Source organism: Brachybacterium sacelli (assembly GCF_017876545.1).
Lineage (GTDB): Bacteria > Actinomycetota > Actinomycetes > Actinomycetales > Dermabacteraceae > Brachybacterium > Brachybacterium sacelli.
On the sequence record NZ_JAGIOD010000002.1, the window covers coordinates 1256587 to 1279984 of the forward strand.

The 23398-nt window shown below is 71.8% G+C and carries 21 protein-coding genes; 18 read left to right on the forward strand and 3 right to left on the reverse strand.

Annotated elements, in window-relative coordinates; genetic code table 11:
- Positions 1-4: 4 nt before the first annotated feature.
- Positions 5-1567, reverse strand: a complete 1563-nt coding sequence (locus JOF43_RS20135) for an HNH endonuclease signature motif containing protein (protein WP_209904928.1) — start codon at positions 1565-1567, stop codon at positions 5-7.
- Between the two features lie 489 nt (positions 1568-2056).
- Between JOF43_RS20135 and JOF43_RS20140 the strand changes: the two genes are divergently transcribed.
- The 8 genes from JOF43_RS20140 to JOF43_RS20175 all read left to right on the forward strand — a co-directional run bounded on the left by JOF43_RS20140 (position 2057) and on the right by JOF43_RS20175 (position 9670).
- A complete protein-coding gene (locus tag JOF43_RS20140; protein WP_209904929.1) occupies positions 2057-3025 on the forward strand; it encodes an NYN domain-containing protein in 969 nt (322 codons plus the stop codon).
- Between the two features lie 147 nt (positions 3026-3172).
- A complete protein-coding gene (locus tag JOF43_RS20145) occupies positions 3173-4015 on the forward strand; it encodes a formate/nitrite transporter family protein (protein ID WP_209904930.1) in 843 nt (280 codons plus the stop codon).
- Positions 4012-6570, forward strand: a complete 2559-nt coding sequence (gene nirB, locus JOF43_RS20150; protein ID WP_209904931.1) for a nitrite reductase large subunit NirB — start codon at positions 4012-4014, stop codon at positions 6568-6570. The genes JOF43_RS20145 and nirB overlap by 4 nt, the downstream gene beginning before the upstream one ends.
- Positions 6571-6578: 8 nt before the next feature.
- Positions 6579-6953: a nitrite reductase small subunit NirD gene (gene nirD, locus JOF43_RS20155; protein WP_209905415.1), complete on the forward strand. Its 375-nt coding sequence runs from the start codon at positions 6579-6581 to the stop codon at positions 6951-6953.
- Positions 6950-7714, forward strand: a complete 765-nt coding sequence (gene cobA / locus JOF43_RS20160) for a uroporphyrinogen-III C-methyltransferase (RefSeq protein ID WP_209904932.1) — start codon at positions 6950-6952, stop codon at positions 7712-7714. The genes nirD and cobA overlap by 4 nt, the downstream gene beginning before the upstream one ends.
- The gene (locus JOF43_RS20165; RefSeq protein WP_209904933.1) at positions 7711-8547 is read left to right on the forward strand and encodes a uroporphyrinogen-III synthase; all 837 of its coding nucleotides are present in this window, start codon (positions 7711-7713) and stop codon (positions 8545-8547) included. Before cobA ends, JOF43_RS20165 begins: the two co-directional genes overlap by 4 nt.
- Positions 8544-9242, forward strand: coding sequence for a sirohydrochlorin chelatase (locus JOF43_RS20170; protein ID WP_209904934.1), 699 nt, complete (start codon positions 8544-8546; stop codon positions 9240-9242). The genes JOF43_RS20165 and JOF43_RS20170 overlap by 4 nt, the downstream gene beginning before the upstream one ends.
- Positions 9243-9295: 53 nt before the next feature.
- Positions 9296-9670 (forward strand): DoxX family protein, encoded by a 375-nt coding sequence (locus JOF43_RS20175; RefSeq protein WP_209904935.1) that lies wholly within the window; start codon positions 9296-9298, stop codon positions 9668-9670.
- Between the two features lie 11 nt (positions 9671-9681).
- On the opposite strand, the gene JOF43_RS20180 is transcribed toward JOF43_RS20175, so the two are convergent.
- Complete coding sequence (locus JOF43_RS20180) at positions 9682-10434, reverse strand: cation-transporting ATPase (RefSeq protein WP_209904936.1); 753 nt, start codon at positions 10432-10434, stop codon at positions 9682-9684.
- 125 nt (positions 10435-10559) lie between these two features.
- Here JOF43_RS20180 and JOF43_RS20185 point away from each other — a divergent pair, with 125 nt between their 5' ends.
- Positions 10560-11528, forward strand: a complete 969-nt coding sequence (locus JOF43_RS20185) for a prenyltransferase/squalene oxidase repeat-containing protein (protein ID WP_209904937.1) — start codon at positions 10560-10562, stop codon at positions 11526-11528.
- A 59-nt stretch (positions 11529-11587) separates the two neighbouring features.
- Here JOF43_RS20185 and JOF43_RS20190 read toward each other — a convergent pair whose 3' ends face one another.
- Positions 11588-12526 (reverse strand): SMP-30/gluconolactonase/LRE family protein, encoded by a 939-nt coding sequence (locus JOF43_RS20190; protein WP_209904938.1) that lies wholly within the window; start codon positions 12524-12526, stop codon positions 11588-11590.
- A 124-nt stretch (positions 12527-12650) separates the two neighbouring features.
- Here JOF43_RS20190 and JOF43_RS20195 point away from each other — a divergent pair, with 124 nt between their 5' ends.
- From JOF43_RS20195 to JOF43_RS20235, 9 genes are all read left to right on the forward strand, one after another.
- The gene (locus tag JOF43_RS20195) at positions 12651-13478 is read left to right on the forward strand and encodes an SDR family oxidoreductase (protein WP_209904939.1); all 828 of its coding nucleotides are present in this window, start codon (positions 12651-12653) and stop codon (positions 13476-13478) included.
- Between the two features lie 176 nt (positions 13479-13654).
- Entirely contained in the window at positions 13655-15295 is a 1641-nt protein-coding gene (locus JOF43_RS20200; protein WP_209904940.1) for an ABC transporter substrate-binding protein, read from the forward strand.
- Positions 15292-16380, forward strand: a complete 1089-nt coding sequence (locus JOF43_RS20205; RefSeq protein ID WP_209904941.1) for an ABC transporter permease — start codon at positions 15292-15294, stop codon at positions 16378-16380. The genes JOF43_RS20200 and JOF43_RS20205 overlap by 4 nt, the downstream gene beginning before the upstream one ends.
- A 1-nt stretch (position 16381) precedes the next feature.
- Positions 16382-17410: an ABC transporter permease gene (locus tag JOF43_RS20210; protein WP_209904942.1), complete on the forward strand. Its 1029-nt coding sequence runs from the start codon at positions 16382-16384 to the stop codon at positions 17408-17410.
- Positions 17407-19101: a dipeptide ABC transporter ATP-binding protein gene (locus JOF43_RS20215; protein WP_209904943.1), complete on the forward strand. Its 1695-nt coding sequence runs from the start codon at positions 17407-17409 to the stop codon at positions 19099-19101. Before JOF43_RS20210 ends, JOF43_RS20215 begins: the two co-directional genes overlap by 4 nt.
- A gap of 78 nt (positions 19102-19179) precedes the next feature.
- A complete protein-coding gene (locus JOF43_RS20220) occupies positions 19180-20343 on the forward strand; it encodes a heparan-alpha-glucosaminide N-acetyltransferase domain-containing protein (RefSeq protein WP_209904944.1) in 1164 nt (387 codons plus the stop codon).
- 215 nt (positions 20344-20558) lie between these two features.
- Positions 20559-21689: a metallophosphoesterase family protein gene (locus tag JOF43_RS20225; RefSeq protein WP_209904945.1), complete on the forward strand. Its 1131-nt coding sequence runs from the start codon at positions 20559-20561 to the stop codon at positions 21687-21689.
- A 93-nt stretch (positions 21690-21782) separates the two neighbouring features.
- Positions 21783-22154 (forward strand): YciI family protein, encoded by a 372-nt coding sequence (locus tag JOF43_RS20230; protein WP_209904946.1) that lies wholly within the window; start codon positions 21783-21785, stop codon positions 22152-22154.
- A complete protein-coding gene (locus tag JOF43_RS20235; RefSeq protein ID WP_209904947.1) occupies positions 22151-23377 on the forward strand; it encodes an RNA polymerase sigma factor in 1227 nt (408 codons plus the stop codon). Before JOF43_RS20230 ends, JOF43_RS20235 begins: the two co-directional genes overlap by 4 nt.
- The last annotated feature ends 21 nt before the right edge of the window (positions 23378-23398 follow it).

Below are 23398 nucleotides of genomic sequence, written 5' to 3' on the forward strand. Positions count from 1 at the left end.
CCCGTCAGAAGGGCGGCGGATCGTCCGGCGTCGGCGGAACTTCCTGCGTATCAGTGGGAGGTTCCTCGGGTGGTGGGAGCGGCCGGCGGGCGTTCTTCCGGCGCTCGTGGAGTTCCCAGATGCGCTCGAGCTGGCGCACCGCGATGCGGGTGGCGACATCGACGTCGTCGGTGGTGATCACCTGGTCGTGGGAGCCGATGCTCCACCGGGTGCGGCCCGGTCCGGAGCCGTTTCTCACCAGGCGGGCGGGGTCGAGCAGCCCCAGGGTCTTCTCGAGGTGGTGCTGCCAGCACAGCAGGTGCAGGTTCTCGATCTCCGTGAGGCCGCCGCGGGTGGGATCGGCGTGGTCGTACTCCTCGATGTGGTCGCCCTCCGAGGCCCAGGAGGTGGAACGCGTGCAGCCGGGGACGGCGCAGGTGGAGTTGCGCAGCCGCAGGTGCTCGAGCATCGCCTTGTCCGGATGGTACTTCTCGGCCGGGCAGGGCAGGAAGGCTCCGGTGCCGGGATCCGTGAGAACGCGGTACCAGGTGGTCGCCGCCCCGGCCAGGGAGCGCGCCATCCGCGGCGGGATGGGCGTGCTGCCCTCGACCATGCCGGGCGCGTCCGAGGCGCCGAGCAGGGTCAGGGCGGGCACCGTCAGGTTGAGGCGGAACCGCTCGACGGGAACCTGCACGCCGTCGGTGTCGAAGGAGGAATCGAACTGCAGGGCGTAGCGCAGGCGGTCGAGCGGGACGGGCCGTCCGGTGCGGCTGACGGTCTCTTCGAGGTCGAACGGGATCTCGGTGCCCTCGCGCAGTGCCTTGCGCTGCGCGGCCTGGACTGCATGGGCGGACTCGTCGAGCCGCTTCCAGAAGGCCAGGATCTCCGGGATCGGTCCGCGGAACGTGATCGTCCCGATCCCCTCGGCCGTATCGGGGGCGAGCTCGACCGTCCGCACGGGCTCGGCGGGCTCCTGCTCCGCTTCCTTCTCCCGGAGCGCCCTGAGCTGGACGAGAGCGTTGAGCAGGCTGACGAAGCGTTCGGCGGTGATATCGGTGGACCACGCCGCGATCGCGAGGTCGATCTGTCGCCGGGAGTCGTCACTCAGCTTCTGCGCCGCGCGCAGCATCCGCGTGAACCACCAGGAGGGGAAGTGGCCGGACTCCAGAAGCCCGAGAGTGCGGGGGAACTGGTCGACGGCCTGGTGCGCGCTGCGCAGCTCCCAGGCGGCGACGCCGTCGGTGACGCGTAGGGCGAGAGCCGCCCGGCGGGTGTCGAGATCGTCCTCGTCGGCCGGCTCCTCGCCGTCGGCCTCGCAGTCGTGGAGCGCTGCCACAGCGCGGTACCGCGAGGCCAGGGCGCGGGCGCTGTCCTTCTCCGCATCCCATACGAGCTGTGCGGCCGCGCTGAGTCGGGGATCCTCGCTGCTCTCACCACGATCGGGGAGGCCCTCGCGGGTCAAGGGCGTGCGGGCGGTGACCTGCCGCAGGCGCCGGGGGAGCGAGGCGAGGAACGCGAGATCCGAGGGGTCGAAGTCCTCCTGCGGGTCATCACCCTCCGACGCCGTGCCGCATGCGATCGCGCTCATGCCTCTCACCCCCTCATGATCCCGAGCGCCGCGCGCCCCCGTATGTGTGTTCGATATGCGTCGATCCTACACGGAGGAAACCCAAGACGGGAGAGATGTGCAAAACTCGGAGCAAGTTCCCCGACGGTATCCACACAATGTGGAAAGATGACGTGTGGTGAGGAATGGTGAATGCTTCCTCCGCAGGGGTGTGCTGTCCACACATTGCGAGGCCGGCATTGACATCGCGGGCGAGTGCGAGTGCGTGGGAAGCCGATGTCCGCTCTGGATGCACGTCTGGCGCTCCGCTGATGTGCAATTCTCGAATGTCAGTGGCGCGTGATGCCATGGATTCGCGGCAGCGTGCGACGAAAGGCGTGAAGAATCCTCAGGCCCCGTGTCAGCGGTTGTCGACCCCGCGTCCGGAACCGCCGGCCGCCCCCACCCGCCTCGCCGCGCCACGACCCTGCTCCTCCTGCCCCGGCGCCGCCCAGGGGGCAGACTGGCCCCATGGCAGAACCCACCGATCCCCGCGTCGCCGTCTACCTCGACTTCGACAACATCGTCATGTCCTGGTACGACCGGGTCCACGGACGCAACGCCTACAGCCGTGACCGCCAGAAGATCGCCGAGGACCCGGCCGGCCCCGAGGTCGCCGAGCGCCTCGCCGCCGCAACCGTCGACGTCGGTGCGATCATCGACTACGCCGCCTCCTTCGGATCCCTCATGCTCACCCGCGCGTACGCAGACTGGTCCGCCTCCGTCAACGCCGAGTACCGTTCCCAGCTGGTCGCCCGCGCCGTCGACCTGGTGCAGCTCTTCCCGGCCGCCGCCTACGCGAAGAACGGGGCGGACATCCGCCTCGCCGTCGACACCGTCGAGGACATGTTCCGCATCCCCGATCTCACCCACGTGGTGATCGTCGCCGGAGACTCCGACTACGTGCCCCTCGCCCAGCGCTGCCGGCGTCTGGGCCGGTACGTGATCGGCATGGGCGTGGCAGGGTCGACCGCGAGATCCCTGGCCGCGGCCTGCGACGAGTTCGAGTCCTACGACAACCTTCCCGGCATCGAGCGTCCCGCGCCGCCCGCCGCGACCCGCACCCGGCGAGGCCGGGGTGCCGGGTCGCGCTCGACCGGCGGTGAGCCGTCGCCCGGGGGCGGCGCCGCCGACGCGGACGTCGCCGGGACCGAGGGGGCAGGGGAGGCAGGGGAGGCGGAGGAGGCGACCTACGAGGTGACCGAGGACCCGGGGGAGGCGGCCACTCGACTGCTTCAGCGCGCCCTGCAGCTCGGCGGGCGCGGAGACAGCGAATGGCTGCACAGCTCCGCCGTGAAGTCCCACATGCGCCGCATGGACCCCTCCTTCAGCGAGAAGGCCCTGGGCTATCGCACCTTCTCCGAGTTCCTCAAGGCCCACTCCGACATCGCGGAGCTGGAGGAATCGGGTCACGACCGGCTGGTGCGGCCGACGGACTGACCCACCGCCCAGTCCTGAGACGTCAGGTCACAGGAAGGTCACGGCGGCTCCGTGGCCTCGGGGATCCCGGGCGCCCACTCTAGGTTGGCGTCGCTCCCGCAGCCGGATCGCGGGGCCGGCCGGATCCCCAAGACCCCAGGAGTGCCCATGTCCTACGTCAAGCCCGCGGACCTTGTCGGGCGGATGATCGACGCCGGCTCCAGCAAGCTCGGCCTGTCCACCCGGGACACGGTGCTCCGCGCCGCGATGGGCGGGGCCCTGCTCACCCTCGGGGCGGCCTTCGCGATCACCGTCACCGTCCAGACCGGCGAGGCGCTCCTGGGCGCCGTGCTCTTCCCGATCGGCTTCATCCTGCTGTACCTGCTCGGCTACGACCTGCTCACCGGCGTGTTCACCCTGGCGCCGCTGGCGCTGATCGCCCGTCGGCCGGGCGCGAGCGTGCGAGGCATCCTGCGGCTGTGGGCGCTGGTGTTCCTCGGGAACCTGCTCGGGGCGGTCACCGTCGCCGTGGTGATGGCGATCTGCTTCACCTACGGCTTCAGCACCGAGCCCGGCGCCGTCGGGCTCTCCCTCCGCGAGATCGGGCACGGCCGCACCGTCGGCTACGCCGAGCACGGCGCCGGCGGGATGCTCACCCTGTTCCTGCGCGCCGTGCTGTGCAACGTCATGGTGTCCACCGGGGTCATCGCCGCGATGATGTCCGACAACCTGCTCAGCAAGGCCGTCGCCATGTGGATGCCGGTGACGCTCTTCTTCTACATGGGTTTCGAGCACTCCGTGGTGAACATGTTCCTGTTCCCCGCCGGCCTGCTGCTCGGCGCGGACTTCACGCTGACGGACTACCTGCTGTGGAACGAGATCCCGACCGTGCTCGGCAATCTCGTCGGCGGGATCGTGTTCGTCGGGCTCGCCCTGTACGTCACCCATCACCGACCGTCCGTGCCGCCGGAGCCCGTGACCACGGCCGAGCCGCTGGTGGCAGTGCGATGAGCGCCCGACGGATCGTCGTGGCCGGCGCCGGGATGGTCGCCCACCGCTTCGCCGAGAGTCTGCTGGCCCGTGCCGGGAGCGACCTCCATCTGACCGTGCTGGGGGAGGAGGGCCGCCACCCCTACGACCGTGTCGGGCTCAGCCGCTACTTCGACGGCGGCGACCCCGAGGCGATGACCCTGAAGCGCAGCGTCCTCGAGGACCCGCGGGTGCACTTCGCACCGGCCGACGCAGTGGCCGGCATCGACCGGGCCGGGCAGCAGGTCCACACCCGCAGCGGCGCACGGATCGACTACGACCACCTGGTGCTCGCGACCGGCTCCTCCGCGACCCGCCCACCGCTCGACGGCGCGGACCTCCCCGGGGCCTTCGTCTATCGCACCCTCGAGGACGTCCGACGGCTGCGGGACCAGATCGAGCGCGCCCCGGACGGCAGACCGCCGCGGGCGTACGTCATCGGCGGCGGGCTGCTCGGGCTCGAGGCGGCGGGTGCCCTGCAGAAGCTCGGAGCGGAGGCCACCGTCGCCCAGTCGGGGGACCGCCTCATGTCCGCCCAGCTCGACCTGCCCGCCGGCCAGGCCCTGCGCCGCCTCATCGAGCAGCGTGACCTCGCGGTCCGCACCGGAACCCACACCGCCCGCCTCACCGCCGGGGAAGACGGATCGGTCGCCGGCATCGAGTTCGCCGACGGCACCGCCGAGCCCGCCGACCTGGTCGTCTTCACCATCGGCGTGCGGCCCCGCGACGAGCTCGCCCGCGCCGCCGACCTGCCCTGCGCCGCGCGGGGCGGGGTCGAGATCGACGCGAGCTGCCGCACCGCCGACCCGGCGATCAGCGCCATCGGCGAGGTCGCGAGCTTCGCGGGGCGCTGCGTGGGGCTGGTCGCCCCCGGGTACGCCATGGCCGAGGTCGTCGCGGACGGGCTGCTGGAGGGCGAGGCGACCTTCTCCGGCTACGACCTCTCCACCCAGCTCAAGCTCTCCGGGGTGGAGGTGGCCAGCTTCGGCGACGCCTTCGCCACCACCGAGGGTGCCCTCGACGTCGTCTACGCCGATCCGGTCGCCGGTGTGCACAAGAAGCTCGTCCTCTCCGACGACGCCGGCACCCTGCTGGGCGGCATGCTCGTGGGCGACACCTCCGCCTACGGGTCACTGCGCCCGCTGATCGGGCGCTCCCTCGGGACGGATCCGGCCGCCTACCTGCTGCCCGAGGGCGGCATCGCCGCGTCGGGCGGGGAGCTGCCCGACGAGGCGATCGTCTGCTCCTGTGCGGGCGTGAGCGCCGGACGCATCCGGCAAGCCGTTCACGAGGACGGCTGCGAGGACGCCGCCGGGGTCACCGCCTGCACCCGGGCCGGCGCCACCTGCGGCTCCTGCGTCGGGACGTTGGCGAGGACGGTCGACGCGGAGCTCGTGGGGATGGGTCGCGCGGTCTCCACCGGACTGTGCGAGCACTTCGACCTCTCGCGCCGTCAGCTCTACGACGCGGTGCTGGTCTCGGAGCTGACCACTTTCAGCGCGATCATCGAGCGCTTCGGCAGCGGGCGCGGCTGCAACACCTGCAAGCCCGTGCTCGCCAGCATCCTGGCCACCCTCGCCCCCGCCCACGTGCTGGACGGGGAGAACGCGACGCTGCAGGACACCAACGACCACGTCATGGCGAACATGCAGAAGGACGGCACCTACTCGGTCGTCCCGCGCATGCCCGGCGGCGAGGTCACCCCCGAGGGGCTCATCGTGGTCGGGGAGATCGCCCGCGACTTCGCCCTGTACACGAAGCTCACCGGCGGCCAGCGGATCGACCTCTTCGGAGCCCGGCTCGAGGAGCTGCCGATGATCTGGCAGCGTCTGGTGGACGCGGGCTTCGAGTCGGGACAGGCCTACGGCAAGTCGCTGCGCACCGTGAAGTCCTGCGTGGGGAAGGCCTGGTGCCGTTACGGAGTGCTCGACTCGACGGCGATGGCCGTCCGGCTCGAGCTGCGCTACCGAGGGCTGCGCGCCCCGCACAAGCTGAAGCTCGGGGTCTCCGGCTGCGCCCGCGAATGCGCGGAGGCCCGCAGCAAGGACGCGGGCATCATCGCGACCGCCCAGGGCTGGAACCTGTACGTCGGCGGCAATGGCGGGGCCACCCCGCGCCATGCGCAGCTCTTCGCCGAAGGGCTCGACGACGAGGCGCTGGTGCGCACCATCGACCGCTTCTTCCTCTACTACATCCGCACCGCCGACGTTCTCCAGCGCACCGCGCCCTGGCTGGCCGCCCTCGACGGTGGCATCGACGGGCTGCGCGAGGTGGTGCTCGAGGACTCCCTGGGGCTGTGCGCCGACCTCGATGCCGCCATGGAACGGCACGTGGCCGGCTACGAGGACGAGTGGGCGGCGACCCTCGCCGACCCTGAGAAGCTGCGGCGGTTCCACTCCTTCGTCAACGCTCCCGCCACCGGCGACCCCTCGCTCGCCTACACCCTCGAGCGCGGCCAGCCCCGGCCGGCGAGCAGCGAGGAACGACGCTCGGGGAAGGTCCTGATCGCAGGCACCAGACTGGAGGTACGACGTTGACCACGCAGATGCAGACCCTCCACCCCTCGATCAGCTCCCGTCTCGGCTGGCAGAGGGTGTGTGCGCTGAAGAGCCTCGAGGTCGAGCGGGGGCGGGCGGCCCTCGTGGGCAGCGCGCAGATCGCACTGTTCCTGCTGGCCGACGGCACCATCCGCGCGACCTGCAACCGGGATCCCTACTGCGACGCCTATGTGCTCTCCCGCGGCATCGTCGGCAGTCGCGGGGACGTTCCGACCCTGTCCTCGCCGATGCACAAGCAGGTCTTCGACCTCCGCACCGGCACCTGCCTCGACACGCGGGGGAAGGAGCCCGCCCGGCTGCGCACCTGGCAGGCCCGCGCGGTCGACGGTCAGGTGCAACTGCTGTGGGGGAGCGCCTCGTGAGCACGCCGCGGCCGGGCCCCGTCGCGCTCGTCGGCGGCGGCCCCGGCCCGCTGGACCTGCTCACGGTGCGCGCCGAGAGACTGCTGCGCGAGGCCGACGTGGTCGTCGCCGACCGCCTCGGCCCCGGCCCCGAGGCGCTCGCCGAGCTCTGCTGGTGCGCCGACGTGATCGACGTGGGCAAGCAGCCCGGCCATCATCCGGTCCCGCAGGAGCAGATCACCGCACTGCTGCTCGACCACGCCCTCGCCGGGCGGCGCGTGGTGCGACTCAAGGGCGGGGACCCGGTCGTGTTCGGCCGCGGCGGCGAGGAGTACGCGGCCTGCCTCGCCGCCGGGATCCCGGTCGAGATCGTCCCCGGAGTGACCAGCGCCGTCGCCGTCCCGCAGGCCGCGGGCATCCCGCTGACCCATCGCGGCACGGCGGCCTCGGTGCACGTGGTGCACGGGCAGGGCGCACCGACGGCGGCCACCCTCGCCGCGCTCGACGACGACACCACGACCACCGTGGTGCTGATGGGGGTCGGCGGACTGTCGCGTCTGGTGGCCGCGGCGCTGGCCCACGGCGTCCCGCCGTCCCGCCCGACGGCGATCATCGAGAACGGGCACAGCGACCGGCAGCGCACGACGCGATCCACCCTCGGGCAGGTGGTCGAGGTCGCCCGCACGGTGGGCGTCCGCAGCCCCGCCGTCATCGTCCTCGGGGAGGTCGCCCGCCACGGGCTGCTACTGTCCGCTCCGATGCGGGAGGATGTGCTCCCATGAGCACCACGTCGCGTCTGTCCGACGCCCTCCTCGGCCGCACCATCGTGATCACCGTCGAGCGCCGGGCCGACGAGCTCGCGGCGGCCCTCGAGCGCCACGGCGCCGTGGTCCGGCGGGCGCCTGCGCTGGCCACCGAATCGAACCCGGACGATGCCGAGTTGCTCGCACGGACCCGGGACCTCATCGCCCGCCCGCCCCAGGACCTCGTCGTGCTCACCGGCATCGGGCTGCGCGGCTGGCTGGAGGCGGCCGACGCGGCCGGGCTGAGGGCAGAGCTGCACGCTGCGCTGGCCGGCGCCCGGATCGTGGCCCGCGGCGCGAAGGCGCAGGGGGCCGTCCAGGGCGCGGGACTGGAGACCGCCTGGGTGGCGCCCTCGGAGACCTCGGCCGAGGTGGGGGAGCATCTGGTGGCTCGGGGCGTCGGTGGGAGGCGCATCGCCGTCCAGCATCACGGCACCGGGGCCGACGGGCTCGACGAGAGCCTGGGCGAGGGCGGGGCGGACGTGGTGAGCCTGACGGTGTACCGCTCGGGACCGACCCGCGAACCCGAGGCGCTCCGACGCTCGGTGCAGCACGCCGCCGCGGGCCCCCTCGACGCGGTGGTGTTCACCTCCGCCCCGGCGGCGGCCGCCTGGCTCGAGGACGCGGTCACGGCAGGGTGCCTCGAGGGCCTCCGGGAGCGGGCCTCGGCGGGGGAGCTGGTGCTGGCCTGCGTCGGCCCCGTCACGGCGCGGCCGCTCACGGACCGGGGGATGCCCGTGCTGCTCGCCGCGCGTGGCCGCACGGGTGCGCTCGTGCGCGCCGTCGTGGAGCATTTCGAGGAGGCCGGATGACCGCTCTGATCGCCTGCTCACACGGGACGCGCTCCCGCGCCGGACGCGCCACGATCAACGCCCTGCTCGAGGCCGTGGCCGTCGAGCTGCCCGAGGTGCGGATCGAGCCGGCCTTCGTGGACGTCGAGCTCCCCGCCGTCGGCGACGTCGTCGCCCGCCTCGCGGCGGACGGCCCGGCCGTGGTGGTGCCGCTGCTGCTGTCGACGGGCCACCACACCAGGGTCGACATCGCCGGTGCCGTGGACCCGTACCCCCACGTCATCGCGGCCGCCCCGATGGGACCGCACCGACTGCTCGCCGAGGCACTGGTCCGGCGCCTGGCGGAGCTGCCCGGCGGCGATCCCGGACGCCGTGCGGGCGATCACGTGGTGCTCGCGGCCGCCGGATCCTCGGATCCGCCGGCCGCGGCCGCCGCGGAGCGGATGTGCGAGCTCCTGCAGGAGGAGCTGCCCGTCCCGGTCACGACAGGGTTCGGCGCGGGCCGTGGGCCCACCCTGCGCGAGGCGGTCGCCGCGGCGCGCGCCGCCGGAGCGCGCCGGGTGATCGCGGCGAGCCACCTGCTGGCCCCCGGGCACTTCGCCGGCCTCGTGGCGCGCTCCGGCGCCGACCTGTGGACCGCGCCGCTGGGCACCGATCCCGCGGTGGTCGCGCTGGTCGCACAGCGATTCCAGGAGGCCGCGGACGTCACCGTGTGACAGCGGGCACCGTCCCGAGGGATACTCGAGGCCCCGACGAAGGAGACGCTGTCATGAACATGCTCCTGTGGATCCTCGCCTTCGTGCTCGCCGCGGTGTTCGTCGGCTCGGGCACCGCGAAGCTGCTGACCGCGCGGGACCAGCAGATCGAGCGCACCCCGTACGTGGAGGACTTCCCGCACAGCGTGATACTGGGGATCGGGGTGCTCGAGATCCTGGGTGCCCTCGGGCTGATCCTGCCCGCCGTCACCGGCGTGGGCCCGATCCTGGTGGCGCTGGCGGCCGCCGGGCTCGCGATCACCATGGTCTTCGCGGCGGTCGTGCACATCCGCCGCGGCGACGGGCTCGCCGCGGCACTGCCCTCGATCGTGCTCGCGATCCTCTCGGTCTTCGTCGCGTGGTCGAGGTTCGGGCCGTACCCTCTCTGAGCCGGCTCTCCTCAGCGACCGAACAGGTCCCCGAGACCGAGGCCGGAGACCTGGTCCCCGGCGTCGGAGATGCTGCCGCCGATGTCGTCGGTGAAGCCCTCGAAGCCCTCGGTGAAGCCACCGAGATCGGCCTCCATGCCGGCGGTGAGGGAGTCGACGTCGATGCCCGCGCCGACCGCGTCCTGCAGCAGGGAGCTGCCGATCCCGGTGGCGACGGCTCCGCCGGCCACCACTCCGAGCAGTCCGCCGGCCGCACCGGCCGCACCGGCCGCGAGCGTGCCGGCACCGGTGGATGAGGATCCGGAGCGTCCCAGCAACCGGGTGAGGCGACGCGGGTCCAGCGCGCCGAGTCGGGTGGCGGAGCGGGCGAGGTCCTGCGGAGCGTCGGTGCGCGGCCGCTCGGACTCGGGCAGCTCCGAGCGCATCGACGCGGTGAGCTGGGTGCGCTGCTGAGGGGTCAGGCGCTCGAAGGCCTCACGGTGGACGCGCTCGAGCTGATCCGGTTCCGCGGTGCGCACCAGGTAGTCGTAACGGGCGATCGCGCGGCGGTCCTCCTCGGGGACGGGCCCCGAGGCGGTCGCGGGGCGGCGCCCCGGCGCAGGGCGGCGGTCGCCCTCCCCGGTGATCGCGTCGGCGGCGCCGCGGACCATCGAGCGCCAGTCCGAGCCCGAGCCCGAGCGGGCATCCGAGCCCGTCGGGCGGGACGTCGTCCTCGAATCGAGGGCCTTGCGTGCCATGCCGGCCAAGCGGTCGAACGTGCTCACGTCGGTCCTTCCGGTCGTCGTCGCGCCCGGGGGAGCCGGGCACGGGCCTCGAGCGTCCCGGACGAACCTCCACGTGGGCCGGGAGCGCGGTGACAGGATTCCGGGCACGGTGCGAGGATCACTCCATGGCACCCACCGATGTGATCTCCTGGCTCCTGGACACCGACCCCGCCCTGCGCTGGCAGGTCGAGCGAGACCTGCTCGACGCCCCGTCCGAGCAGTGGGAGGCCACTCGCGCCCGGATCCCGTACGAGGGATTCGGCGCCGCCCTGCTGGAGCGCCAGGACGCGGACGGGCAATGGGCCGGCGGAGCGTTCTTCCCGAAGGGCTTCCTGCAGGATCCGGACAACGCGGAGCTGCCTGGCCAGCCATGGACCGCGACCACCTGGACCCTCACCACCTTGCGCGACTGGGGAATGGATCCCGCACCCCTCATCGAGCGCGACACCGCCGCGCTGCTCGCGAAGAACTCGCACTGGGAGTACGACGAGACCCTCCCGTACTGGGGAGGTGAGGTCGACTGCTGCATCAATGCGATGACGCTCGCCAACGGCCTCTGGCTCGGGGCCGAGGTCGAGGCGCTGGCGACCTGGTTCGTCGAGCACCGGATGGACGACGGCGGCTGGAACTGCGAGTGGACCAGCGGCTCGGTACGCTCCAGCGTCCACTCCACGCTCAACGCGCTGGTCGCCCTGGCGATCCATGAGCGGGCCACCGGCGGCACCGAGGCCACCCGGGCGGCCCGCGCCGGCGGGGAGGAGTACCTGCTCGAGCGGCGTCTCACGCGGCGCCTGAGCACCGGGGAGCTGCTCGGGCCCTGGGTCGACCATTTCCTGTATCCGCCGCGCCACATCTACTCCGCCCTGCGGGCGCTGGATCACTTCCGCCTCACGGATCGACGGGATGCGCGGATGGAGGAGGCGGTGGAGATGGTGCGCGAGGCCCAGCAGGCCGACGGCACCTGGCTGCAGCAGAAGGTGCTGCCCGGGCAGGTGTGGTTCGAGATCGATGTCCCGCTGGGCGAACCCTCGCCCTGGCTCACCCTGCAGGCGCTGCGGGTGCTGCGGTGGTGGAACGAGGGCGTCCCCGGGTGAGCGCCCTGCCCACTGCAGCCATGAAAGGGTGTAGCAGCTGATACAGCGTATGAACGCTGTCAGGTGCGCGCGAGGGTCACCCCATCGCGCGTCGTGGTGCGGATCCGGTACAGACTCGTGGTCGCGACGATGTAGAGCGTGCGCCCGTCGTCCCCGCCGAAGCACAGGTTCGCGGTCTTCTCCGGCACCGGGAGATCCAGCAGCCGCTCTCCGGTGGGTGCGAAGACCTGCACCCCGGACAGGCTCGAGCTCCAGATCCTGCCCTCGACGTCCACCCTGATCCCGTCGGGCAGGCCGGGGGAGACCTCGGTCAGCGTGCGGCCGTTCTTCGCGTGCCGCCCCTCGACGAGGTCATACACGTGGATCGCGTGCCCATGGGGGCGCTCGGGGAACGGATCGGATTCGTCGGCCGGGGTGAGCGAGGAGTCCGCGACGTACAGCAGGCTCTCGTCGGGGGAGAAGGCCAGCCCGTTGGGGGCCTCCACGTCGATCACCACGGGGCGGAGGGTGCCCTCCGCCTCGTCGTAGCGGAACACGTAGCGGTCGCCGTACTCCTCCTCGCCGGGATGGCCTTCGACGGGGCGCTTGATGCCGTAGGCGGGGTCGGTGAACCAGATCGCGCCGTCGGAGGCGACGACCACGTCGTTCGGGGAGTTCAGGCGGTGCGGGCCGTAGCGGTCCACGAGCGTCGTGGGTGCGGGTGCCTCCCCGGGGCCGACGGCGCGGTCGCGCTGGACCGCGCGGCGGCCGTGGGAGCACTCCACGACGTGGCCGGCGAGATCCAGGGTGCGGCCGTTGGTGTGCTCGGCGGCGTCGCTGAACACAGTCAGCTCCCCGGTCTCCTCGGAGTACTCCAGGATCCGGTTCGTGTGGATGTCGCTGAAGCGCACCGCGCGCCGTCCGGGGATCCAGACCGGGCCCTCGGCCCAGGTGGCGCCGGTGGCGACCTTCTCGAGCGAGGCCCCGCCGGTGAGCAGGTGGTGGCGGTCATCGGGCATGTTTCTCTCCTGGTGGCGGGTCGACGGCGACGGTCGGTCCGATGCTCCCTCGGCTCCGGCGGCGGGCGTAAGGTCGCCCGGGAGCGCCGACGGAGCGTCGCGCCATCGATCCTCGGGAGGGTACATGTCGGATGTGCTGGTCGTCCTCGGAATCGGCGGAATGGGGGAGGCGATCGCCCGTCGGCTCGGCGCCGGGAGAACCGTAGTGCTCGCCGATCTCGACGCCGCCTCCCTCGACCGGGTCGCGACGGCGCTGCGCGGGGACGGATTCGCCGTCCACGCCGAACAGGTGGACGTCTCCTCGCGGGAGTCCGTGCGCTCTCTCGCGCGGGCCTCGGTCGAGATCGGACCCGTCAAGCAGGTCGTCCACACCGCCGGGCTCTCCCCGGTGCAGGCCTCGGCGGAGGCCGTGATCGCCGTGGATCTGGTCGGCGTCGCGCTGGTCCTCGAGGAGTTCGCCGACGTCGTCGCCCCGGGAGGCGCCGGCGTGGTGATCGCGAGCATGGCCGGCACCCAGGCGGGTGACTCACTTCCCGCCGACCTCCAGAGCGCCCTCGCCACCACACCGACCGATGACCTCGCGGCGCTCCCGGTGATCGCCGCGCTCGAGGACGCCGGCGCCGCCTATGCGCTCGCCAAGCGCGCCAATCAGCTGCGCGTCCAGGCCGCGAGCATCACGTGGGGCGGGCGCGGCGCCCGGATCAATTCCCTCAGCCCTGGCGTGGTCTCCACGCCGATGGGGCTCTCCGAGCTGGCAGGCGCCAGCGGTGCGTCGATGCGGGCAGCCGTCGAGGCCTCCGGCACCGGGCGGCTCGGCACCGCGGAGGACATCGCGGCCGCCGCCGCCTTCCTGCTCGGACCGGACGCCTCCTTCATCACCGGCACCGACCTACTCGTGGACGGGGGCGTGATCGCGGCGGTCCGTTCGGGCGTGGCCACCCTGGGCGGCTGAGCGGAGCGCTCCCGGATAACGTTTCCGTCACAGGTGGGCGTTGCCCCTCCAGGGATTCGGGTCTCGCCGACGTCACTGCTACGTTTCAGGGCACGCACCGGTGCGTCACGTCACAAGCTGCCGCCGGTGGTTCACAGAGCCGTGATCCCGCGGACCGCTTCATCCTGGAGGAACCCATGTTCGATGCCGCTTTCACTCCGAGGCGACGGGCAGTGCTGCTGTCCATGGCCGGGGTCCCAGTCCTGCTCTCCGCGTGCGCGAAGACCGCGGACGACGGCGGCGGCAGCGGTGGCGGCGGCAGTGAGGGCGCCCTCACCGTCGGCACCACCGACAAGGTCACCGCGCTGGACCCCGCGGCCGCCTACGACAACGGCTCCTCGACGGTGTGGACCCAGGTCTACGGGTACCTCATGGGCACCAGCATCGGTTCGGAGGACGGCAAGCCCGAGCCGGACCTCGCCGCCTCCGCGGAGTTCACCAGCCCCAACGTCTACACCGTGACGCTGCAGGAGGGCCTGACCTTCGCCAACGGCAACGAGCTGACCAGTGAAGACGTCAAGCACACCTTCGACCGTCAGCTCAAGATCGCCGACGCCAACGGGCCCTCGAGCCTGCTGGGCAATCTCGAGAAGGTCGAAGCCGTCGACGAACTGACCGTGGACTTCCACCTCACCGAGCCCGACGACCAGACCTTCCCCTACGTGCTGTGCAGCCCGGCCGGACCCATCGTCGACGCCGACGTGTTCCCCGGCGACGCGGTCCTGGCCGACAACGAGATCGTCGACGGCGGCGCCTTCTGCGGTCCGTACCAGATCACCAGCTGGAAGATCAATGATCTGGTCTCCTACCAGGCGTTCGAGGGTTACAAGGGGATCTTCGGCACCCCGGCCACCGAGAAGGTGTCGATGTCGTACTACGCCGACCAGAACAACATGAAGCTGGACATCCAGGAGGGCAACATCGACTGCGTGTGGCGCTCGCTGTCCGCCACCGACATCGAGGACCTCCATGGCGACGACGCCGTCACCGTCCATGAGGGCCCCGGCGGCGAGATCCGCTACATCGTGTTCAACATCGCGACCATGCCCTACGGCACCAAGACCGAGAACGCCGATCCGGCCAAGTCCCAGGCCGTGCGCCAGGCGGCCGCCGATCTGCTGGACCGCGAAGCGATCTCGAAGTCCGTCTACAAGGGCACCTACACGCCGCTGTACTCGTACATCCCCGAGGGGCTGCCGGGCTCCGGCACCCAGTTCAAGGACATGTACGGCGACGGCAACGGCGGGCCCGACGCGGCCCGCGCGAAGAAGCGCCTCGAGGACGCGGGCGTCGAGATCCCGGTGCAGCTCAGCCTGCAGTACAACCCCGACCACTACGGGAACTCCTCGGGTGACGAGTACGCGGCGGTGAAGTCGCAGCTGGAGGCCGACGAGCTGTTCGTGGTGGACCTGAAGTCCACCGAATGGGTGCAGTACTCCAAGGACCGCACCTCCGACGTCTACCCCGCCTACCAGCTGGGATGGTTCCCGGACTACTCGGACGCCGACAACTACCTCTCCCCGTTCTTCGTCACGGACAACTTCCTGGTCAACCATTACTCCAATGACGAGGTGAACGAGCTGATCGCCCAGCAGCGCGGCACCGAGGACGAGGCCGAGCGGGAAGCACTGTTCGTCGAGATCCAGGACATCGTGGCCGAGGAGATCTCGACCCTGCCGCTGCTGCAGGGGTCGCAGATCGCCGTCTCCACGGCCGAGGTGCAGGGCGTCACCCTCGACTCGTCCTTCAAGTTCCGCCTCGCCCCGCTCAGCAAGTGACCGCCGAGCTCGACACATCGGTCGAGCCCGCCCCCGGGGCGGCGCGCAAGCGCGCGCGCTCCTCGGGAGGTCTCGGCCGCTACATCCTGGTGCGGTTCCTGCTCATCATCCCGACCGTGTTCATCCTGATGACGGTCGTGTTCTTCCTGATGAGGATCACAGGCGACCCGATCACGGCGGCGCTGGGCGGTCGTCTGACGCCCGAACAGCTCGCGCAGCGCCGTGCCGAAGCCGGTTACGACCGCCCTCTGATCGTGCAGTACTTCGACTACCTTGCGGGCGTGCTCCGCGGGGACTTCGGGACCTCCTACACCGATGGCACCCCGGTCTCCGAGATCCTCACCACCTACGGTGGGGCGACCTTCGAGCTGGTGGCCTACGCCGTGGTGGTCGCGGTGGTGGCCGGCGTGCCGCTGGGCATGATCGCGGCCCGCACGCGCGACCGCTGGCCGGACGCGGTGCTGCGGATCGTGGCGATCCTCGGCTACGCGACCCCGGTGTTCTTCGTGGGCCTGCTGCTGAAGATCGTCTTCTCGGTGGGCCTGGGCTGGCTCCCGGTGGCCGGGCGGATCTCCACCCGCGGCGAGCTGACCATGAGCAACATCCTCAATCCCACCCCGTTCTACCTGTTGGACGCGCTGCGGCTGGGGAACCTGGATCTGCTGGTGGACGTCGCCGAGCACGCGCTGCTCCCAGCGATCGCGCTCGGAGTGCTCACCGGAGGGATCTTCCTGCGCCTGGTGCGCACCAACATGATCGGCACCCTGGAGATGCAGTACATCGGCTCGGCGCGCTCCCGCGGCGTGGCCGAGAGACGACTGACCACCCGTCACGCCCTGCGCCCGGCCCTGATCCCGATCGTCACGGTGATGGGCATGCAGATCGCGATGATGCTCGGCGGCGCGGTGCTCACCGAGACCACCTTCGAGTGGAACGGACTGGGCTACATGCTCGCCGAGTACATGAAGGCCCGTGACTACGTGGCCGTGCAGGGCATCGTCATGATGCTCGCGGTCATCGTGGCGCTCTCGAACTTCGTGGTCGACGTCGTCGCCGCCCTCATCGACCCCCGAGTGAGGTACTGACATGACGCTCTCGAACCCTGTCCCCCCGGGCGAGGGCGGCGCCGAGGCCGAGCTCGCCGCGGAGTCCTCGCGCGTGGCCGCGCGTGCCCGCTCGTCCTGGTTCCTGCGCCTGCCGGTGATCTCCCACCTGCGCGGCAGCGTCGGGCTGCAGCGCGGCATGCTGATCACCGGTCTGGTGCTGGTCCTCGGCCTGCTGCTGACGGCCCTGTTCGCCCCGCTGGTGGCGCCCTACGGGTTCGCGCAGACCTCGGCCAACGGCGTGCGCTTCGGCGGCCAGCAGCCCCCGTCGGCCGAACACCTGCTGGGCACCACCGTGACCGGTTTCGACGTGCTCTCCCGGGTGATCTGGGGGACGCGCACGGCCGTGGCCGTCATGGCCTGCGCGGTCGTGGCCTCCCTGTTCCTCGGCTCGGCCGTGGGCCTGCTGTCGGGATACGTGGGCGGCTGGCTGGATCGCGTGCTGGTGATGCTGGCCGACGCGATCTACGCCTTCCCCTCGTTGCTGCTGGCCATCGTCATGTCGATCGTGATCTCCGGCGGGCAGTCCAACGCCTGGGGCGGCATCCTCGCCGCGGCGATCTCGATCACCGTCGTGTTCGTCCCGCAGTACTTCCGGGTGATCCGCGCCGAGGTCGTGCAGCTGAAGGCCGAGCCTTTCGTCGAAGCCGCGAAGGTGGTCGGCACCGGGCATCGGCGCATCATGGGCACGCACCTGCTGCGCAACGCCACCCGCACCCTGCCGCTGATCTTCACGCTGAACTCCTCCGAGGCGATCCTCACCCTCGCCGCGCTCGGCTTCCTCGGCTTCGGCATCGAGCCGACCAGCGCCGCCGAGTGGGGGTACGACCTCAACCGCGCCATGGCCGACGCGACCAGCGGGATCTGGTGGACGGGTCTGTTCCCGGGCCTTGCGATCGTGGCCGCCGTGCTCGGTGTGACCCTGGTGGGCGAGTCCATCAACGACCTCAACGACCCGCGACTGCGCACGCGCAAGAAGCGCTCGCGCGCCCGACGGAAGGTGGCGGCATGATCGACACGCAGAGCACGCCGCGGCTCGCGATCGAGAGCCTCGACGTCCATTTCGCGACCGACGGCGGGGACGTCCACGCGGTCGACGGGGTGGACCTCGAGGTCGCCCCCGGGGAGATCCTCGCCGTCGTCGGGGAGTCCGGGTCCGGCAAGTCCGTCACCGCCCGCTCGATCCTGGGGCTGCTGCCGGAGACCGCCGAGGCCTCCGGGGCCGTGCTGGTCTCCGGCACCGACGTGGTCGGCCTGTCCGGGGCGCGACTGCGCGCCCTGCGCGGCGAGGACGTCTCGATGATCTTCCAGGAGCCCTCGAGCGCCATGAACCCGGTCTTCCCGATCTGGTGGCAGATCGGGGAGGGACTGCGGGCCCACTCCCCGAAACTGTCCCGCAAGGAGATCCGCGCCAAGGCCGTCGAGTCGCTCGAGGCCGTCGGCATCCCCGATCCCGCCGAGCGCATCGACCGCTACCCCCACGAGTTCTCCGGCGGGCAGAAGCAGCGCATCATGATCGCCATGGCGCTGGCGCTGGGGGCGGAGCTGATCGTCGCCGACGAACCGACCACCGCGCTGGACGTCACCGTGCAGGCCGAGATCCTCGACCTGCTGCGGGACGTGCGGGACCGCTTCGGCACCTCGATCATCGTGATCACCCACAACATGGGGGTGGTCGCAGACCTCGCGGACTCCGTGGCCGTGATGTACCGCGGGAAGGTGATCGAGCGGGCCGGTGCCACGGAGCTGTTCGCCGATCCCCGCGAGGAGTACACGAAGAAACTGCTGGCCGCGGTGCCGCACCTGGGCCGCAACTCCGCCTGGACCGCGCTCAGCTCCGAGCAGCAGCAGGAGATCGAGGACGCCGAACCGGTCGTCCTCGCGAAGGACCTCGTCATCGAGTACCCGGGACGGCTGGGACGGCCGCCGTTCCGCGCCGTCAAGGGCGTGGACTTCACCATCCGCGCCGGCCAGGTGTACGGCCTGGTGGGCGAGTCCGGCTCCGGCAAGACGACCATCGGCCGCGCCATGGCCGGTCTCGAGCGCACCACCGGAGGCAGTCTGCAGGTGCTCGGGCACGAGATGAACGGGATGCGGGAGAAGAGCTTCAAGCCGCTGCGCCGACGGATCGGGTTCGTGTTCCAGGACCCGGCGACCTCCTTCAACCCGCACCTGACGATCGAGCAGTGCATCGCCGAGCCGCTGATCGTGCACGAGCCCCAGCAGGGCGCGGACGAACACGCCGAGCAGGTGCGCTCCCTGCTGGAGGCCGTCGAGCTGCCCCGGAGCTACGCCGGCCGCTACCCGCACGAGCTCTCCGGCGGACAGCGCCAGCGGGTATCCCTGGCGCGGGCGCTGGTGCTGGGCCCGGAGCTGCTGATCGCCGACGAGCCGACCAGCGCACTGGACGTCTCCGTGCAGGCCACCGTGCTCGAACTGTTCCGTGAGCTGCAGAGCCGGCTGGGATTCGCCGCCCTGTTCATCAGCCACGACCTGGCGGTGGTCGACACCCTCGCCCACCGCATCGGCGTACTGTTCCGCGGCGACCTGGTCGAGGACGGCCATGGTCCGGACGTGCTGCAGCGGCCCTCGCACGACTACACCCGCAAGCTCATCGCCTCCCTGCCGGTGCCCGACCCCGTCGAGCAGGCCGAGCGCCGCGAGACCTTCGTGCGGGAGTGGGGCCGGGGCGCGGCGAGCTGAGGCGTCCACCCGTGGGCGGAGACCGGATCGCCCCGTGAGCTGACGCGCGGGGCGCGCCGGCGAGGAAGCCTGGCTGGCATGACGTTCGCACCACCTCGCCCCACCGTCCGCTCCTGGCTCGAGGCGACCACCGGCCGCCTCGAGGCGCTCGACCTGGTCCGTCTGCTCGCCGTGCTCGGCATGATGAGCGCGCACCTGCTCGCCCCGCTCGCGCTGATGCCCGATCCGTCGGGCGTCGAGGGCGCCCTCGCCCGCCTCGCGCACCTGTTGACCGAGGGGCCCTCCTCGACCCTCTTCGCCGTCGTCGGCGGTGGCAGCCTCGTGCTCGCCTCGCGCCGGCGACTGGCCGACGGCGACCGGCGCGGCGCGGTCACCTCCGCCCTGGTGCGCGGCGCCGGCGTCACCGTGCTCGGCCTGCTGCTCGAGCTGACTCCCACCTCGGTGATGGTGGTGCTGGTCCCGTTCGGCCTGTCCATGATGGTCACCGCCCCGCTGCTGCTGGTGCCGAGTCGCATCCTGGTGCCATTGATCGCCGTGCTCACCGCGTTCGGCCACCCCCTCGCACTGGCGGTGCCCGGGCGCGTCGAGTTCGGCACCGTGACGCTGCTGACCTTGGACGACCCGGCCGCAGTGCTGCGGGGGCTGGTGCTGACCGGCCAGTACCCGCTGATCACCTGGATCCCCTACCTGCTCACCGGGGTCGTGCTGCTGCGGGCGGTGCTCCGCGCCCAGGAGCAGGGCGGGATCCGGCGGCTGAGCGTCCTGGCCCTGGTGGGCGGGGTGGTGGCCGCGGTCGGCGCCCACCTCCTCCCGGTGCTCGCCGCAGCGCTCGGGTACGCGACCCCGGGGGCCTGGTACACGGCGGCACCGCATACCGGGACCGTGGGCGACATGCTCGCGACCGGGGGCGTCGCCGTCGCGCTCATCGCGCTGGCGCTGTGCCTGCTGCCGCCGGCGCGCACGCTGAGCGGCAGGATCGCGCGCAGCCTGCGAGCCGCCGGGGCGGCCCCGCTGACGATCTACGTCCTGCATGTCCTGGCCACCAGCGTCGCCCTCCTCCTGGCGGTGCTCACCTCCGGCGGGGAACTCTCCTCGATGCCCTGGTACGTGGGCGGGCTCGGGATTCTCGCCCTTCATGTCGCCGGCGTGCTCGCCCTCGGTGCTGTCCTGGCGGCCCGGGGCTCGCGCGGCCCGTTCGAGGCGCTGCTCGCCCGCGTCATCCGCCGGATCGTCAGGTCCTGAGTTCATGGAGCGTTCACGGGGGAGACCCCGTCCGCTCGCCGTGCGGTGGGGCGGCCGTCCTCCGGAGCAGCTTGCCTGGGTCGGTACATCTGTCCCCCCGCACGAAACGGTGACCCGTGACCTCCTCCTCGTCCCCCGCGTCCTCCTCGTCCCGCTCCGCCCACTCGCGTCGGTCCGTCCTGCGGTATTCCGCCGGGAGCCTCGCCGCTGCGGGCATGATGGGAACCGCGTCGGCGGCCCCCGCTCCGGCGGCGCCGACCGACCGACCCCTGCGACCGGACGAAGGCATCGTGCGCGACGAGCTCTGCTTCCGGGACGACGGCACCTTCACCGTCGTCCAGTTCAACGACACCCAGGACGGCCACCGCACCGACGTGCGCACCACCGCCCTCCAGGAGGCCGTGCTCGAGGAGGTGCGGCCGGATCTGGTGGTCATCAACGGCGATGTGATCGACGGATCGCCGACCACGGCCCAGGAGGCGAAGCAGGCGATCAACAACGTCGTGCGCCCGATGGAGGACCGCGGCATCGCGTGGGCCCTCACCTTCGGCAACCACGACGAGGACTCCTCGGGGACGACCGGCCTGGACGAGGGCGACTACCTGCGCTTCGTCGCGCAGTACCGGCACAACGTGAACACCCCGGGAGCCCATGACGTGACCGGCAGCGGCAACCAGGTGCTGACCGTGCGCTCGGCCGCCTCCCGGGCCGACGCCTTCGCCGTGTGGCTGCTGGACTCCGGCCGCTACGCCCCCGAGGAGATCGCGGGCCAGGACTTCGAGGGCTACCCCGACTGGGACTGGCTGCGACCCGACCAGGTCCAGTGGTACCTCCACGCCTCCCAGCAGCTCGAGAAGAAGAACCGGGCCGTGGTCCCTGGCCTCGTGTTCCAACACATCGCCCTGTGGGAGCACCGCTTCATGTGGTTCGCGAGCGTCGACAGCCGTTCCGAGGCCGACCACGCCCGGGCGCTGACGAAGCACTCGATCGTGGGGGAGCGGAACGAGGACGAGTGCCCCGGCCCCTTCAACTCCGGGATGTTCGCCGCCATGCTGCAGCGTGGCGACGTCAAGGGCTTGTTCGTCGGCCACGACCACATCAACACCTACGTGGGCGACTACTACGGCATCCAGCTGGGCTACGGTCCGGGCACCGGCTTCGGCACCTACGGTCTCGGCGGCGGGGAGGACCACCGTCTGCGCGGTGCCCGCGTGTTCCACCTCGACGAGAGCGTCGAGGGCGTGTACGCGGGCACCGAGCTGCGTTTCGCCGCCGACTACGGGATCGATGGTGCCGCCGGGGTGCAGCCGGGCGCGCCGAGGGACTTCCCCGAGGGGGTGCGCTGAACGGTTCGGGCAGGGGCTGTCGATCCGGGCGGCCCCGTGCGACATGAGGGTGAGGACGACGAGAGGCGCCGTCCCGTCAGGAGGATGATCCAGATGGCTCGCTACCTAGTGTTCCTGTACTACCCCAGCGACCGGTTCGAGACGGACCCCCAGGTGCTCGAGGCCCAGATGGCCGAGCACGACGTCCATGGCCGGGAGCTGACCGAGGAGGGGGTGATGGTCTACGGCAGCCCGCTCGAGGACCACGACGCCTCCACCTCGATCCGTGCCGACAGCCTGGTCGACGGCCCGTTCGTGGAGGTCAACGAGGTGATCGTCGGCTTCTACGTGCTCGAGGTGCCCGATCTCGACGCGGCGATCGCGGTGGCCCGCCGCAACCCGATCATCCATCAGGGCGGCGGCGTCGAGGTGCGCCCGATGGTCGGGGACGACGTCCCCGCCTCCCGCGGCACGCTGTCGGCGTGAGCACGCCGGAGGTCGCCGCGGCCGTCGCCGCCGCGCACCGTGACCACTGGGCCATGGTGCTGGCGGCGACGGCCGCGACCTCGCGCGACCTCGACCTGGCCGAGGACGCGGCCCAGGAGGCCTTCGCCCAGTCGCTGACCGCGTGGGCGGAGACCGGGGTACCCGACAACCCGGGAGGCTGGCTGACCACGACGGCCCGACGGCGGGCGTTGGATGCGATGCGCCGCCGCCGGACCCTCGAGCGCAAGCTGCCGCTGCTGGTGTGGGACGACGACGCGGACGTGGGCGCCCCGGAGGCCGATGAGCGCGTCGCGGACGAGGCAGCGCCCGTGGTGCTCGACGAGCAGCTGCGGCTGATCTTCCTGACCGCCCACCCCGCGCTCGCCCCGACCTCCCGCATCGCCCTCACGCTCCGCCTGGTGGGCGGCCTGTCGACGGTGCAGATCGCCGACGCGTTCCTGGTCCCCGAACCGACGATGGCCGCTCGGCCCACGCGGGCCAAGAAGCGCATCCGCCTCAGCCGCATCCCCTGCCGCGTGCCCGGCGCCGGGGAGCTCGAGGAGCGGCTGGTCGACGTGCTCGACGTGGTCTCGGTGCTGCTGGCCACCCCGAGCGCCGACGTGCTGGAGGCCGCGACGGGGATGCTCGAGGTGCTCGTGCGGATGCTGCCCGTGCGCACCGAGCCGCGCGGCCTGCTCGCCCACGCGCTGCTGCTGCGCGCCCGCGCGGGGACCCGCACCGACGAGCGCGGGCGGCCAGTCGCCCTGGCCGACCAGGACCGTGAGCGCTGGGACCGCGAGCTCGTCGACCGGGCCGACGATCTGGTGACGGGAGCTCTCGCCGACGGCGGCCGCGGCCCCTACCTGATCCAGGGAGCGATCGCCGCCGCCGTCGCGGTGCCCCGGCGCCACGGGGACATCGACTGGGGCGAGGTGGTCGAACTGTATGACCTGCTGCTGGCGCACTGGCCCACCGCGATCGTGCGACTGGGCAGGACGGTCGCCGTGGCGGAGGTCGAGGGGGCGGGCGCCGCGCTGGCCCTGCTCACACCGCTCGCGGACGAGCTCGAGGACCACCGGCCCTTCCACGTGATCCGGGGCGAGCTGCTGACCCGCTGCGGGGAGCATGCGGCGGCCGCGGAGGCGTTCCGCACGGCGCTGGACCGTCGCGGCGACCCGGGGGAGGAGGAGCTGCTGGAGGAGATGCTGCAGCGCGCGACCTGAGCGCTCGAGGTGTCCGTCATG